This window comes from Bacillus sp. ISL-18 (genome assembly GCF_018613415.1).
Lineage (GTDB): Bacteria > Bacillota > Bacilli > Bacillales > Cytobacillaceae > Neobacillus.
The window spans coordinates 19,874-36,064 of sequence record NZ_JAGGQG010000004.1; the positions used below are offsets into that span (position 1 = coordinate 19,874).

The window sequence follows — 16,191 nt, forward strand, 5'->3', positions numbered from 1 at the left end:
TGGCCCAGCTGCTCCTATCTACCGCTAACTTTTTCCTTTTCCATTATGATATACTTTTCCAAAGTACGGCGGACCGCACCTGTACTAGCAAGCATTTCATAGAACATGGACTCAATCTTCTCACCCAGCCCAATCTCATACAAATTGACTCCGAAGATGGCTTCATTGGACAGGATCAATCTTATGTTAGATGTTTGACTCCCCAAAGCAACACCCTCCAGAGCTGCTTGAAGTGTCTCAAGTTGAGGATCCGGACTTAGAGTAAATGGCTTGCCTTCATCATTAATGCCGAGTAGATAGCGGCACCACGTTGCAATGGCAAGCGGGATCGCGTTCAAATCGGCTGGATTCAGGTCCTCTCTTTTTACATAAGACTTCAACGTTTCACCGAAGCGGATTCCTACTTTTAGGGATGTGTCGCAGGCGATGCGCTGAGGCGTATCAGGGATATAAGGGTTCGAAAAGCGTTCGTTCAAAACTTCATCCAGGAATGCCTTCGGGCTGATAATCTCAGGGTCCACCACTCCCTTCAATCCTTCTTGGTAACCAATCATTTCTACAAATTTTCTCAGTGTTTCGTCTTTCATTTCATCTGCAATCAAAGTATAGCCAAGCAGACAGCCGGAAACAGCCAATACTGTATGTAGCGGATTCAGGCAAGTGGTTACCTTCATCGTTTCAATGTTGTTCACCGTTTCCCTGTCTGTAAAAATAATTCCCGCCTGCTCCAGAGCCGGACGGTCATTTGTGAATTTATCTTCTATGACAAGATATTCACTTACTTCTGCATTGACGAAAGGTGCCGTATACGTATTTTTGGGTGTGACAATAATGTCCATGCCGGAAATCCCTTGGTCAACAAGAGCTTCTTTCACCTTTTCAGATGGCCTTGGTGTAATTTTATCAATCATGGTGAAAGGGAAGGTGATCTTGCCTTCATCTTCGAGATAAGCAATAAAGCCTTCCTCCACATGTCCCCTTTCGAGCCATTCCTTTGCAATCGTCAAGACGGCAGCTTTGAGCTTGTCGCCATTATGCGAACAGTTATCCATGCTGACGAAAGTCATTGGATATTGGCCTTTCAAATATCTGCGGTAGACAAGCGATGTGACAATGCTCATGGCATGGACCGGGTGATCCAATCCAGTTTCAAAATCTTTCTCAACCAAGCCTATGAACTCCCCGGATGGATTCGTCAAGGTATAGCCTTTTTCCGTAATTGTAAAGCTGGCCATCTGCAGACTTGGATTTTCGAATATCCCGACAAGTCGGTTGAATTCATCTTTCCTGTTATAATCAGCTGCAATCGTGTCGACAATGCTGTTAATGACGGTCTTCTCAAAAGAGCCGTTTGCTTTCATGGACACAAGCAGGGTAAGGTTATCATACGGCTTATTTAAACGGTCGATCATGTCAAAATCATACGTTTTTACAGCGATAATTCCGGTCTCCGCTTGTCCCTGGTTTAACAGTTTTTGATGGGCATTGGCAACAAAGGCCCTAAAAATATTTCCGGCACCAAAGTGTACCCACTGCGGCTTCTCTATTGTGTTTTTGGCAATCTGGTTAAAATCAAATTGCGGAAGTTCGACTCCGATTTCTTTCCATGCCTCAGCTTCATTAACTATGCTGTTTCTGTTTAACTGTAGCACCTAGCTCTCTTCCTTTCTCTTTTTCCAGGCTGTCCCAAACACCTAGCATGTACATAATTCCAAGCGCTCTGTCATACAGCCCATAACCAGGTCTGCAGTGTTTCTCCTCGGCCCAAAGGTGACGGCCGTGATCCGGTCGGACATAACCTGTAAATCCATTTTCATGGTAGGCTTTGATAACTTCGGCTACATCGACGCTTCCATCCTGGCCGCGGTGAGAGACTTCAATAAAGTCGCCATTTTCAAAAACCTTTACATTTCGGATATGTGCAAAATGGATCCGATCATGAAATTCGCGAATCATCGCCGGTAAATCGTTTTCAGGATTGGTTCCTAATGACCCTGTGCAGAATGTTAAGCCATTGTAAGGGCTGTCCACTAAATCTAGGAATCTTCTGATATAATCCCGATTACGAATAATTCGCGGCAATCCGAAAATCGGCCAAGCGGGATCATCCGGATGGATCGCCATTTTCACATCAACTTCTTCACATACAGGGATTACTCGTTCAAGGAAGTATTTCAAGTTGTCGAAAAGAATGTCTTCGGTCACTCCCTCATACGCTTTAAACAATTCGTCCAACTTAGCCATACGTTCCGGTTCCCAGCCAGGCATTGTAAAGTCACCGGCGCCGCCCAGGATTTTTTCAACCATATCTTTTGGATCATCGGTAATCGCAGCTTTTTCATAAAACAGGGCGTTGGATCCGTCAGGCAACTCCTTATATAGATCCGTTCTTGTCCAGTCAAAAACCGGCATAAAATTATAGCAAATCACTTTCACACCGACTTTTGAAAGCTTCTTAATGGTATCAATATAAATATCAATATACCTATCCCTGGTAGGCAATCCGATTTTGATATCATCATGAATGTTTACGCTTTCTACTACAGCCGGGCTGAATCCTTTGCTGCGAATTTGGTCTGCAACCTCCTGGATTCTTTCCATTTCCCATTCTTCTCCTGCAGCCTTATCATGAAGAGACCAAACCGCTCCCATTACACCCGGAATTTGCCGAATATGGTCAAGTGTAATCGAGTCGTTCCCTTCACCATACCATCTCCATGTCATTTGCATTGATGTCCACTCCTTCTCATTTTATCGTGAAAAATCTAAATGAACTTTTCTAACTGCATCTGGATTAGTTTCGATTAATTGAATCGCTTCTTTCACTTGCTCGAAAGGAAACGTATGTGTAACAAAGCTATTTGTATCTATTTTTCTATGATTAAAAAGATCGATGACTTCTGGAAACTGGTTCGTTTGTAATCTGGATCCGCTGACTGTCAGTTCTTTTTTCGTAATCTCCAGCTGCGGAATCTCTGACTTTTCTTCACTAAATCCTAATACAACAATTCTTCCAGCAACCGATGCAAGTTGGACAGCTTGTTCGAATGTTTTTGTTGTACATACGGCATCAATGACAACATTCGCTCCCATTCCCTCGGTTAATTCATTTACTTTTTGAAAAATATCTTCTTTCAACGGGTTGATCATAAAATCTGCACCAAGGCTTTCGGCATAGGTCAGCTTTTCTTCACTTAAATCTGAAATGATACAGGTCGCCCCTCTATACTTGGCAATCTGCAAGGCACAAATCCCAATGGGTCCGGCTCCCATGATAAATACAATATCCCCCTGCCTGACATCCCCACGCCAATTTGCTTGTGCCCCAATTGTAAAGGGCTCCACTAAGACTGATTCCTTCCAAGCTAATGTTGGGTCAACTTTGTGAGCCATTTTTTCAGGGACAACGACATACTCCTGATAACCACCATCAATGTGCACCCCAAAAACCTTTAAATTCTGACAGACATTTTGCCGTCCAGATCGGCACGCATAGCATTTCCCACATGTGAGAATCGGTTCGATGACAACATGATCATCTACCTTAAGGGAGGTAACGTCTGCACCAATCTTTACTACTTGGCCTGTGACTTCATGTCCGATTATTCTCGGATAGGTAGCGACTGGTGAGGTTCCATGATAGATATGGACATCTGAACCACAGATACCAGCCATCTTCACTTGAATCAGAACCTCATATTCGTGTTGAATCTGTGGCATTTCTTTCTCTATTATTTCAAGCTGCCCGGGTTTAACGACTTGGATTGCTTTCATCACTAATACTCCTCCATACCCTTCTCCCTTTAAATACTAGTATACAAGTAAAAAAAAAGAAAGAAGGAAGAAAAATTAGCTTCCATTCTCATAAATTCTTTTTATAGGATACTAGTATACAAAGATGGGTATAAAATTAATTTCGATTCGTATAACTCAATTACATTATACTTGCATACTTGTATACAAGTCAATTTATTACGATTTTACATCGCTCTCTTTGTCAACTCATATTTTTTAGTAATAGGTTTAACGAACTTAATGACAGCCAATGAAGCAAAAACGGCTAATCCTCCAGCCAATAAAAAGGCTGCTGTATAGGTACCAGACTTCTCAACAAGGAAACCAGTTAATGTAGGTCCAATAATTCCAGCGGTATTAGCCAAGAAGTGCATAAACCCACCGACAGATCCTACGTTCTTTTGGTCAACAACGTCCTGGACGATGGCCCAGTAAATGGCACCTGTCAAATATAAGAAGAATACAGATAATGCTACTAAACTTACAGCAGATACCGTTGTCGTAACGAGACCGGCAATACCGATACAAACGGCGGATAAAAACAAGCAAGTCACCAATACCACTTTACGGGCAAATAATGCTTTCCCTACTTTTTTATACACAAAATCTGAGACTAAGCCGCCTGAAGCCAGACCAATGAAACCCAACACCCAAGGAATAACGGTTACGACACTCATTTCTTTAATACTTAGACCGCGAGCATCGGTTAAGTAACTTGGGAACCAAGTTAAGAAGAAAAATAGAATATAGTTATAAGCGAAGAATGCAAAGGCAGTAAATAACACTGTTTTTTGTTTTAAATAGAAAGTCAAAGGTATTTTTTCACCTGATAGATCTTGTCCCGGCTTTGCGGAGCCATTAGTTTGCTTGCTTTCCCCAGCAGGCTTATCTTTAATAAAAATCCACCAGCCAGCTGCCCACAATAATCCGATCACCATAATGAGGATGAAAGAGATTTTCCAGCCATAATTCAAGGCAATAATTCCAACGATAGGGCCGGAAATCGCTCCCCCTAGTGGTGTACCGCTATTCGCAAGACCAATCGCACTTGCTCGTTTATCAGAAGGGAACCAGTTATTGACCATTTTATTGATGGTTGCCGATAACGGCCCTTCCCCCATTCCAAAAAGAACACGGATAACAATCAAGCTGGTAAGGCTGAATGCCAATGCAATTGAACCGCTGAATAAGGACCAAACAACCATGGCAACGAACAAAGTGAGTTTTGCACCGTATTTATCAGACGCCATTCCGCCAATAAAATTGAAAATAGCATATCCCACAGAAAAACTACTAAAAACGATACCCATTTGTGTAGGGGATAAATGTAAATCTTCAGTAATAAAAGGGGCCGCAATCGACAGGGCCGATCGGTCCAGATAGTTTACAACACCAGCTAAGAAAAGTAATACTAATACAATCGTTCTTCCTTTTGTAAACATGTTTTTCCTCCTTATTATTGTAGTTAGTGAATTGAAATCGCTTACTTATTAGTATAAAAAAATATTATGATTGTCAGATCTCTAATAATTTTTTTTATCACTCCCTTAAGTTATTAAATGTAAGCACCTTCATTTTCTTACATAAAACGTCTACACAGAGATATTACCATATTTACATACTAGTATACTAGTATTATTTAAATTTTTTTGTCTTTTTTCAAAATATATAGTTTACTCTAACAATTACCGTTATCAATGGAACATAAAAAAGATGACCCCTATTCAAAATAGGAATCATCTCTTAAGTGCTTCTTAACTCTTTTTTTTCTGTATCCTTGATTTGGTACCAGTTTACCCAAGCCCTGTCGTCTTGTTTATTATGTTTATTACCTGATCCTGTTACCCTTTACTTTACAACGTTGAACGTTGTGCTCGCACTGCTTGAATTATAATTTGCTAAGGTAGTAGTTGCGGTAACAGTAAATTTTCCACGCAAATTTTTGGTTATGAAGTAACTATAGGTATACGTACCATTAGCATCCGTCTTACCAGAAACCGATGTCACGATGCCTTTTGGATTTTTCACAGTCAATGCTACCGTTGCACCACTCAAAGGGTTACCATCGCCGTCTTTCACTGTCTTGGTTAGTTTGGCAGTATTGCCGGTGCTATATTGGCTGCTGCCAGCCATCACATTAGTCACGGTTTGTGCAATAGTTTGTGTTGTTTAATAGCTATCTTGGAATTCCCTCTAGACTAAAATCAGCATTTAATGGGCCAGCTTTAATAGATTTTTCGATTCTTTTTCCTATATAATTATCATTTGATTTCTTTGCGGTTAGCCTTACTATGAGTTCATATTCATTTACACTATTAAATGATAACCACTCTAAAAATACACCCGTTTCTTCTTCAGCTAAATCTGAGAAAACACATTCTATTCTTATATTGTCCCTTACATCACCGTATCTTAAGCAATTTTTGAATAAACGGGTCTTGCTGCATGGAAAACACGAGATTAAAAAAAACTTGTAGAAACACCGCTCTACAAGCTTTTCTGCCCCATTGACTTAGTGTAATGTATACGATGAATAAACAAGTGGTGTACCATGCCCAAAAACACAAATACCCAGGCAGCCAGTGCAACATACACCATAAACCGAGGTATCACTGTTAAAAACGGAACCCCCAGCGCCTTAGACAACTGATAGGTGCTTGTCGTATACATCGCTAGCGGAAACGCCATTCCCCAAAACTGCGGATCATACGATAAAGGATAACGATGATACAGATAACGCCAAATCATCAGGATAATCATCAGCGGAATCCACCAGGTACCCATAATCCAGAAAAACAACGTAAAGCCTTTTAAAAACGGAGTAATTTCAACCAGCAGCGGCCAATACTTGGCATTCAAAATGAGCGAAGAACCTGCCAACGTCGTAATCGCAACCGCCCCCATATTAATCCAGTACGGAGGTGTCATGGCTGAATGATCAAGCTTTAAAAAGGTAAAGCGGTAAAAAATCAACGTGATGATGTTGAGATACAACATACACCCAAGAAAATACATACATAACGTAAAAAACAAGACAACATCATGCCCCCGCTCCATATGGGACACAAGCAGCGTGCCAAGGATCGAGATTGAGTGCGTGGCGACCGCCGCAATCAACCATGCTCCATTAATCCCTTCGGCTAGCGCCGGCTTATCCTTGCGAATCGTAACCGCGGAAAAAAAGGTATACATAATTACGACCCATAAAAGAATCGCCAGCCCCCATAAATACATGGCAGCCGTATAAAGATTCGTCATAATCAAAAGCTGGCAACCAAACATACTGGTTCCGGCGACAAGCGTAAAAAATCCGGGACCGACGGTATGACTCATTATATCGGCAGCCATTCTAGGAAAATAGCAAAACAGCCGAATAATCGTTAAGATCCATAAACCAATATAAGCCGCTGTATTTAAATAGAGCAAAATCTTCGCAATCAAGTCCATTCCAAGATAATAAGTTCCGATGGAGAGTGCCCCCGTGGCCATTACCAGCGCAAAATAGCCCGGAAATAGATGAACTGCTTTTTGTTTGATGAAAGTAAACACGGTCTCCCCCCTATTTCGGTTTTCCCTCTATCATTTTATCATATAAAAGTTATATATCCCTGTCGGATTAATTAGAATTATAACGACCGTTAAATTACTTTTTTAAAAGAAATGCCCTGTAAAAACAAAAAGAAGCGTGAAGAACTTGGAAATGGTTCTTTCACGCGTCTCTTTCGTTTCTGTTTTCTAAGCCTCTTTTATTTCTTGCCCTGCATCTAAAAGGTGGCCGACATATGAAATGTCTTTGATTGTGACCAAAACTTCACCAGTTGGAACTTTTAACGATATACTTTCACCGATCTTACTAAGGAGAAGTTGTCTGCCTACCGGTGACAAAAAGGAAATATATCCCGAATCCGGATCAATTTGCTCCGGGAAACAAATAACATAATCCTCTGTTTCATGTTCCTCATCGTACAATACGGTTACCTTTGTACCAATATACACTTTCGGAAAAAAAGAAATGGAACTTTTACGCTTATTGCTTTTTAGAAGCTCCTCGACTTCTAATAAGTAGATATTAAAAAAGTGCTTTAACCGATCATGCATAGGTGTTGATGAAAGATAGAGGTTGATTAGCTCCTTTATATTTTCATCAATATAAACCAACTGTTGAACAAAGTATTCCTTACTTAGGTACACACTATGGTTCATAGTAGATAACCCCCAAGCTTGGATTAAACCGTTTGCAAAACTTTATTGACTTTTTCATGACGCAATCCTCCTGATTATAAAAATAAAACCTAGTATAAAAAAAGCAGATAACCGAGTACTACTCGAGTTATCTGTATTCCTTTAATAAAGGTCTCTGTATAATATTACCACACCCAAGTAAATAAATCATAATTCACTTTCCAATCCGCCAAAAAGGGCAGTGATATCACTGCCCCAATCCGTCTTTAGATCATTCTAAACTTCAGCGGTTCTCCCAATCTGCCTTTTAAACTTTGTGATAAAGAATGTTAATGTTGCAGCTAAGAATAATACAAAGAATATGGCAAGATGCCCGATATTAGTCCACATAAATCCATAGTCGCCGGTTGAAATGACTGCCCTAAACCCAGAAATAGAATAGGTCATTGGCAAGTAATGGTTGATATGTTGTAAGAAATTCGGACTAAGTTCGATTGGATACGTTCCCGCGCTGCCTGTTAACTGCAAGATTAAGAAAATAACCGCTAAGAATCGTCCAGGATTATCAAGTGCTGTAACTAGGAACTGGATAATTGCCATAAAGGTCCAGCTTGTAATGATACTTAACATAATAAAGTAAGGAACACTCTTGACTTCCAGCCCTAAGCCCATCAATAACACGGCATCCGCTAACAGCGCCTGGCCAATCCCCACTGCTAAAATAACCCCGGCTTTTCCCATGAACCAGCCAATTCCACTCTTGGGTTCGACAGCCGGATCAAACATTGGGAAAATAACAGACAACATAAGCGCACCGACAAATAAACTTAATGACAAGAAATAAGGTGCCAAGCCGCTGCCATAGTTTGGAACATGATTCATCTTGGTATCCTTCAGACTAACGGGTTTAGCAAACATATCATATACACGGTTATTCGCTTTGACATCACTGGCATCCTTCGCTCCGTTATCCAATTGATCGCTCAATTCTTTTGAACCATCCGCCAGTTTAGCCATTCCGCTCGTTAAATCGGATGAACCATCCGCAAGCTTGGTCATTCCGGTATTTAAGTCTTTTTGACCGGTATAAAGCGATGTTGTACCGGCAGCTAATTGATTCGCCCCTTGGGCCAGCTGATTTGTTCCATTTTTCAATAGTGTAGAGCCTGATGCTAATTGCCCTAAACCAGATGTCAGGCTGCTTGAGCCATTCACAATTTGGCCGAAGCCTGTTTGCGCTTCATTAAGCTTAGCACCAAACTGAGCCAAACCTTGCTTTAACTGTCCTTGGCCGTCTAGTACCTGTTTTGCTCCGCCGGACAATTGGTTAATTCCCTCCGCCAATTGTCCCTGACCTTGATTCAATCGGGCTGCACCGTCTGCTAAGGAACCTGCGCCTTGCTTAATTTGCTCAGCACTGCTCGACAACCCGCCTACACCTGCAGCGACCTGCTGGCTGCCTTGTGACAGTTGTGTCAAGCTACCCTTTAAAGCAGTCAATTGTGCCTTTTCAGTTGGGTCAGTCGTACTAGCTTCCATGCTGCTTACTTGACCGAGCAGCTGCTCCAGTCCTTGGCTTACAGTATCTGCTCCAGCCTTTGTTTGGTCTGCCCCTGCCTTCCATTTGTCTATAGATGCAGCAAGCTGCGAAGAACCATCTTGCAGTTGCTTTGAACCAGTTTGCAGACTAGGCAGATTGGCAGCAGCTGACGCTAACCCATCCGATAATTGCTGCGTGCCTGCTTCTGTTTGAGTCGCACCGGTCAACAATTTGGTATTGGCATCCTTCATTTGTGTGAGACCAGTACTAAATTGCTCTAATCCGGTTTGAACCTGTTTAGAGCCCGCCGAAGCTGAAGCCACTCCATTTGAAAAAGCAACCGACTTCTCTGCTAAAACTTCAAGGTTTCCCTTAATGGTTTTGGCCCCATCATCAACGGATTTTGCCCCATCCGCTAATTTTGCAGCGCCGCTGCCGGCAGTGGTAATTCCATCTCTTAAACTTTTAGCACCGTCTTTAGCTTCAGAAATACCATTATTTAGCTCTCCAGCACCGTCACTTGCCTTGTTCAATCCGTTAGCGACATCTTTTAAACTATTAAACACGGACTCGGCATACGTTTTTGTGACTGAACTCGACACTTCCTCTTTTATTTTTTCAATCGCAGAATCGCCTATTTTCGATGATAAATAATTATTTCCTTCATTAACGGTATAAATCAGCTTTAATTTTTCGGGATGATCACTTTGCAGGGTTGTCGCGTTTTTTGAAAAATCTTTTGGAATTTCGATCTCTAAATAATAATCCTGCTCCTTCAAGCCTTGTTTGGCTTTCGCTGCACTGACAAACTCCCAGTTAAAGCTTTTTTTCTCCTTTAAATTCTTAACTAAATCCTTCCCAATTGTTAACTTCTCTCCATTGTAAACCGCACCTTGGTCGCTATTTACAATCGCCACCGGCATTCGGTCCAAATGAGCGTATGGATCCCAAAAGGCCCATAAATAGGTGCCGCTGTAAAGCACCGGAATCGTCATCACACCGATAATAGCGATTAGCAATTTGCGCGTGCGAAGAATCCTCATAAATTCACTTTTCACCGATGTGAAAGCTTTCATGTTATTCACCTCATTCATCATTTTCAACCGTTTTGACTGAATTCGCCATTTGGTCATTTTTAAGCAAAAAAAGAAACGTATGTTGATTGACCGCTAAAAAAATTTATGCAGGCGGTCCGTATCCATAAAAGGCACATCCAACTGACCGTTTTAGTATTTCGGTCATTTTATTGACTGTATTACTATACCACGACTTATGATTGGATTCAACTATAAATACTGGTAAGTTGGATTCGATAAACAGTCCTAATAACCTGGAGGTTCCAGCCTAATTTTTTCAAAATAAAAAATTTCATACATTTACAAATTACGACAATTGTCTACCAAAAAATTTAGTAGAATAAGTAATAAATATTTAAGGTTATTTTAAGAATGTTGTAATATAATTGTAATGTTTGATTGAAGGCGAAAAGTAAAGTCGGTTGACGTTGATTGCTGGGTCACCGGTTGAGGGGGAATCTTTATGGAAAGTTCAGTAAGCGAAACAGTGGAAATTGATAGGCGACGGGTAAAATCGTCTAAATGGTTCAAAAACTGGAAGTTTATCACACCAAGTATCATTGTGATCTTGGCCATTATTTTGGGCGGTATCAACTATTATCAGGCAAACCACTTTAATGCAAATATAAAGATTAATGACATAAAAGTCAGTGGACTAACTGCTGACGAGGCACTAAAGAAATTAAAAACGGCTGTCTTAACCAACGAAGTATACGTCGGGCAACGGCAGATTTTAGATGGACAAGATACGAAAATGGAATTTACAGAAAAGGATCTGCCAGCCGTTAAAAAATTATTAGCAAACCAAAAGACACTATTTCCTTCTTCAAAGGCGAAAAACTATTCATTAATGCCCAGCAAAATGGATCAGTATCGCAGCCAGACAATGAAGAAACAAGTCGAAGAAAAGCTTCTTTCCATGAACAAAAGTTTAAAAGCGCCACAAGATGCCGAAGTTCATTTAGAACAAGGTAAAATCGTCGTCTCTAAAAGTGTGAGCGGAAATCAATATGAGATTGCCAGTCTATTAAAGGACTATGAAAAACAGGAATATAAAAGTGATATCCATTTGAATCCTGTCTATATCGAGCCAATCAAAGAAGACAGTCCAATCATTAAAGATGAAAAAAATAAGCTAGAGGCACTACTAAAGCGAACCGTGGATTATAAGGTGCAGGACAAAGTTTATTCCTTAAAAGCGAGCGATTTAATTAAAACCGCCGCGGTGACAAAAGATTTGAAGGTTTCCATTGATGCAACTGATTTAAAAAACAAGATTTCTGAAATTAATGAAACTCAATCGACATTAAATAAAAATTTCCAATTCAAGACCCATTCAGGTTCAGTCATTTCGGTTAAAGGAGAAGGCTATGGCTGGGCATTAGATGAGGACAAAGAAGCCGCTCAGCTTCAGGCCGCTTTCGAAAAGGGCGAGAAATCCCTTTCTGCTTCTCATATTATCGGGCATGGCTGGAGTGGTGAAGGCTACGGTTACAATACGACCTCAAATAATGGCATTGGCGATACGTATGCTGAAGTATCAATTGCCGAACAGAAGATTTGGATTTACAAAAACGGAAAATTAGTCGTTACAACGAATGTCGTAACCGGTAAACACAGCACGGGTGAAGATACATCAAAAGGAGTTTGGTATATCCTTTACAAACGAACACCATCTATCCTCAAAGGCTCTCACGTAGGCAGTGGTTCTTATGAGGTGGAAGTCCAATACTGGGCGCCATTCACCAACAGCGGCCAAGGGTTCCACGATGCCAGCTGGCGGTCAAACTGGTCAAGCACTGCCTACCTAAAAGCAGGATCCGGCGGCTGCGTCAATACACCATCAAGTATCATGAAAACCGTTTATAATAACCTCAGCACACATGAACCGGTTGTCATTTATTAAAATCACGGGGACGGTTCTTCTGCTTCTTAGAAGCAGAAGAACCGTCCCTTTGCATCTTCATCCATCGTTTATTTGAATAAATAACCTGATACTACATATCCTATTTCTGTTTAGGGGGTGACAAATTATGACGAATCAAAATAATAAAGAAAATCAACAAAACAACAACAGTATTGCGAACAGCTTAAAGAATACCGCCGGTTCTGCATTTGAAACGGTTCACAATGCCTTAGAAACGACTGAGAATGTTGCCATGAAAGCAGTTGATGCTACGAGCAACGCGGTAAACAGTGTCACTGGCAACAACAACGACCGTGACAATCAAGAATAGAAAAAGGTGTCCCAAAAGTATTAACTTTATGGGACACCATCTATAATATTATAAAACCTGGTCTAACCGCTCAAGAATTCTTCTTTTTCCATATAGCATCATTCCGGTTTCAGCTAAATCATGAATCATCGATCTATTTGTAAACGCCCCGAAAATGATCCCTGCAATTGGAACCATTTGAAACAGCTTTTTCCAACCAAATTGATCTCTGTACGTATAGACAACCTCTCGCCAGCCTTGGAGCTGAGAAATCGTTTCATCCGATCTGCTTCCTCGCCCTGAATAGCTCGAGAGTTCATGTAGGATGGCTCGTTTTCCAACAATATCAGCTGAAGAAAACTGCAGGCATTTCACCATAAACACCCGTTCATTTTGATCGCTTGGGTCATAGCCATGAATAATCGCAATTTCCTGCAGTGTTTTTAAAGAAATAGCGATTAAAGCTGGGATATCGATAGCCAAAGTAAAAATTCCGCCGATCCCTGTGCTGGCCCCTTGAATGGCAGCAAATTTCTTCCTCTGCTTGGTAAGATCTCGGCTCAACTTATTCATAGTCGTTACAGGAATATCTTTGATATCTGCTAGATCGTTGATCGGCTTCCCGATCTCTTTTTCTACCTTTTTAAAAATCGTCTCTTTTTTAATGAGATAGCTGCCGCCCGTTTGGATATAAGAACCGATTTCTTCAAGCAAGCTCCCCACTTTATTGTGAATGAATGATGGAGTTATTTTATCCAAAAGCTTAAACGGAAGCCGGCCCAGCCGCTCCCAAATCCACAAATCACTCTGGTCCTTTTCCCATTTTTCTATGACGGAAAGTTGATTCACTAGTTCTTCTCTTGTTTCCATGACTGCTTCATCACCTTTATTTCTTATCAATGGTTGATTTATATACGAACACGGACCTATTTGGTTTCAAATGGTAAATCAGGCGGACAGCGGAAACAAATTTTCGCACCTATGTTTTGCTTATTATTTACGATCGTTCGTCACCTGTATACCACTTTGATGAAAACATAAAACTACAACGGATTTTTTAAAATGGTTACTTCCTTATTTAAAAATGCCCAATGCTGAGGTGCCGGCAAACCGATGTGCCAATACGTTGTTCCGGCTAATCCGTAACTATCAAGCAGTTTATACTTTTCCATATAACTGCGGATGTCCTCAAACCAAACAATGTGCTCCTCGGTGCCGGACCAATAACGAAACCATGGTGATTTCGCTGTTTCGTCAAATTGAATCGATTCTCCAACTGAAATGGCTTTGTTTTGCGCATTGAGCACAGACAATCCTTGATTAGCATGAGTAGTAACCACTTTGTCATACCCATACAACGGCAGCGCCATGAATAACTTTGGCGGGCTGACTTGCGTAATGGCATACTTAATCACTTGTTCTACCCAACCGTATGGTGAAATGGGATCAGGCGGTCCACCAGGATAGCCATAATCCATCGTCATAACTGCCATCAAATCAACCGCTTTTCCAATTGCCTCATAATCATACGCCCCGACAATCCGATTGGCCGGTAAATCGGCTGCCTTCGCGTGAACATTAACTTGTAAAAGTAAATTCCCTAATTGCTGCTTTAAATCTGTTAAGAACATTGTAAAATCATTACGCCGTGCCGGCGGGATAAATTCTAGATCAAGGCTCACCCCTCCAAACCCTCTACTAATAGTGAGATTGACGATGCTCGTGACTAAATTCTGTCGATAGGTTGGATTCCCAAGGACCCCACCTGCCAGTTCAGCACTAAAGCCACTGGCGATATAATTCCGGATCATTAATAAGGGTGTCATATTTAATTGCTTGCACTTTGTCACAATGGCAGTATCGTCTATTTGAGCGAAAGCGTAACCCTCATTAGTAAACGCATAGTTCACGACCGCGACATAAGAGAGTTGGTTGGATAAGGAATCTAATAGGGAAAGGTTAGGCCCTGAAGGAACAAAAAACCCAATCGTCCGAACGGCTAATTTGGTCGGAGAAGGTATGGTAATCATCTGCCCGATGTGAAGTTGATTTATATTGATCCCCGGATTAGCTTTACGAATCAAGGAAAGATTGGAATTAAATCGTTGCGCTATTTCCCAAAGGGAATCACCTGCTTTTATTTGATAAGCTCTTGTTGGCAGAGAATCGTCGGGAAGATACAGGGCAAGACCTGGAACAATTTCAGTTGTAGAAGGTAACCCGTTCAAACGAACAATGGTTGGAATGGAAACCTTATATTTTTCGGAAATGGACCACAGATTTTCAGCCGTACCAACGACATGTACAGTCATCGTCCTCACCTCTTCCATACCATCATATTAGCGGGAGGGGGGAGAATATACTTCGTGCAGGAACGAAAAAACGGACTTTTGTCACAAGTCCGCTTTTCTTGCCAATCAAAATCTTTCAAGCAGTTCAATTATTACTTTATATGTAGAGGTGGTATCCATATAGGCGTATCTTCCTTTGCCATTCCAGAAATTTCCCCTTTGAATCATTGGATAGCCCATATCCTCCATTAACTTCACTTTTTCATCCATATCATTTACCAAAAATGAAATATGGTGGACCCCTTCTCCTCGTGTTTCCAGATGCTTTTTCCACGTACTTGGTGAATCCCCTGGCTCGATTAATTCAAGTTGAAGTAAAGGGGTATTAATAAACATATATTTTGATCTACCCTCAGTTGGTTTTCCTTCAAAAACAACTTGAGTAAGCTCACTTGGACCGGACTGAATAACAAGAGGTTTGTCTACACCTAATAACTTACAATACTCTTCTGCAGCAGCATCAAGATCTTTTACGACAATAGCAAGCTGCTCTATTTTATTCGTCCCTAATAACGGGGTGAAGACATCCGTTTTAGGAGCGGTATCTCTCGGTTCAGCACTTTCTAAGAGCTCCATTAGTGTCTTATGACTCTTTAAGGTATCGACATATACATATCTTCCGTCACTGGAAGTAAATTCTCCGCTTTGGAGCAATGCATAACCATTTTCCTCAAAAACAGGAAGTTTATCTTTAATGGAATCCACGTCAAAGGCGAAATGATGAATCCCTTCACCTACTGTGTCCAAAAATTCACGCATAGTCCCAGGTTCTTGATCTGGTTCAATCAGTTCAATTTGCACTGTGGGTGTATTCATGAATACGAGCTTACTGCGGGAATCACTTGGCTGGCCGCGAAAAGTGACTTTTGAAACTTCACGATCACCTGTTAAGAACCAAGTTGGTTTCGGTATACCCAGAAGTTGAGCAAATGCTTCTGATGCCTGCTCAATATCCCGAACAACAAATGCAATTTGATTAATGACGTTATTTCCAGATAACGGCTTTTTTCCGGTCAAGGATTCAGTCATTT

Annotated in this window: 13 protein-coding genes; 2 read left to right on the forward strand and 11 right to left on the reverse strand. The window is 41.1% G+C overall.

The window, feature by feature from the left end; translation table 11 throughout:
* Nucleotides 1-14 precede the first annotated feature (14 nt).
* The 8 genes from J7E81_RS07670 to J7E81_RS07705 all read right to left on the reverse strand — a co-directional run bounded on the left by J7E81_RS07670 (nt 15) and on the right by J7E81_RS07705 (nt 10,593).
* Nucleotides 15-1,652: a mannitol dehydrogenase family protein gene (locus J7E81_RS07670; RefSeq protein WP_215041573.1), complete on the reverse strand. Its 1,638-nt coding sequence runs from the start codon at nt 1,650-1,652 to the stop codon at nt 15-17.
* Nucleotides 1,621-2,730, reverse strand: a complete 1,110-nt coding sequence (gene uxuA, locus J7E81_RS07675; RefSeq protein WP_215041574.1) for a mannonate dehydratase — start codon at nt 2,728-2,730, stop codon at nt 1,621-1,623. The genes J7E81_RS07670 and uxuA overlap by 32 nt, the downstream gene beginning before the upstream one ends.
* A gap of 21 nt (nt 2,731-2,751) precedes the next feature.
* The gene (locus J7E81_RS07680) at nt 2,752-3,774 is read right to left on the reverse strand and encodes a zinc-binding alcohol dehydrogenase family protein (RefSeq protein ID WP_215041575.1); all 1,023 of its coding nucleotides are present in this window, start codon (nt 3,772-3,774) and stop codon (nt 2,752-2,754) included.
* Nucleotides 3,775-3,980: 206 nt separating this feature from the next.
* Nucleotides 3,981-5,237 carry an MFS transporter gene (locus J7E81_RS07685; protein ID WP_215041576.1) on the reverse strand — a complete coding sequence of 419 codons (1,257 nt, stop codon included), beginning with the start codon at nt 5,235-5,237 and terminating at the stop codon, nt 3,981-3,983.
* A gap of 406 nt (nt 5,238-5,643) precedes the next feature.
* Nucleotides 5,644-5,928, reverse strand: a complete 285-nt coding sequence (locus J7E81_RS07690; RefSeq protein WP_215041577.1) for an Ig-like domain-containing protein — start codon at nt 5,926-5,928, stop codon at nt 5,644-5,646.
* 354 nt (nt 5,929-6,282) lie between these two features.
* Entirely contained in the window at nt 6,283-7,344 is a 1,062-nt protein-coding gene (locus J7E81_RS07695) for a tellurite resistance/C4-dicarboxylate transporter family protein (RefSeq protein WP_308162165.1), read from the reverse strand.
* Between the two features lie 186 nt (nt 7,345-7,530).
* Complete coding sequence (locus J7E81_RS07700; protein WP_215041578.1) at nt 7,531-7,998, reverse strand: GreA/GreB family elongation factor; 468 nt, start codon at nt 7,996-7,998, stop codon at nt 7,531-7,533.
* Between the two features lie 255 nt (nt 7,999-8,253).
* On the reverse strand, nt 8,254-10,593 hold the full coding sequence (locus tag J7E81_RS07705; RefSeq protein WP_215041579.1) for a YhgE/Pip domain-containing protein: 2,340 nt from the start codon (nt 10,591-10,593) through the stop codon (nt 8,254-8,256).
* A 463-nt stretch (nt 10,594-11,056) separates the two neighbouring features.
* Between J7E81_RS07705 and J7E81_RS07710 the strand changes: the two genes are divergently transcribed.
* Together J7E81_RS07710 and J7E81_RS07715 are read left to right on the forward strand one after the other, a co-directional pair.
* Nucleotides 11,057-12,499: a L,D-transpeptidase family protein gene (locus J7E81_RS07710; protein WP_215041580.1), complete on the forward strand. Its 1,443-nt coding sequence runs from the start codon at nt 11,057-11,059 to the stop codon at nt 12,497-12,499.
* Nucleotides 12,500-12,626: 127 nt separating this feature from the next.
* Nucleotides 12,627-12,830: a hypothetical protein gene (locus tag J7E81_RS07715; RefSeq protein WP_215041581.1), complete on the forward strand. Its 204-nt coding sequence runs from the start codon at nt 12,627-12,629 to the stop codon at nt 12,828-12,830.
* A 48-nt stretch (nt 12,831-12,878) separates the two neighbouring features.
* On the opposite strand, the gene J7E81_RS07720 is transcribed toward J7E81_RS07715, so the two are convergent.
* The 3 genes from J7E81_RS07720 to J7E81_RS07730 all read right to left on the reverse strand — a co-directional run bounded on the left by J7E81_RS07720 (nt 12,879) and on the right by J7E81_RS07730 (nt 16,189).
* Nucleotides 12,879-13,679, reverse strand: a complete 801-nt coding sequence (locus tag J7E81_RS07720) for an EcsC family protein (protein WP_215041582.1) — start codon at nt 13,677-13,679, stop codon at nt 12,879-12,881.
* Between the two features lie 173 nt (nt 13,680-13,852).
* Complete coding sequence (locus tag J7E81_RS07725) at nt 13,853-15,121, reverse strand: glycosyl hydrolase family 18 protein (protein ID WP_215041583.1); 1,269 nt, start codon at nt 15,119-15,121, stop codon at nt 13,853-13,855.
* 105 nt (nt 15,122-15,226) lie between these two features.
* Nucleotides 15,227-16,189, reverse strand: a complete 963-nt coding sequence (locus tag J7E81_RS07730; RefSeq protein ID WP_215041584.1) for a VOC family protein — start codon at nt 16,187-16,189, stop codon at nt 15,227-15,229.
* Nucleotides 16,190-16,191 lie beyond the last annotated feature (2 nt).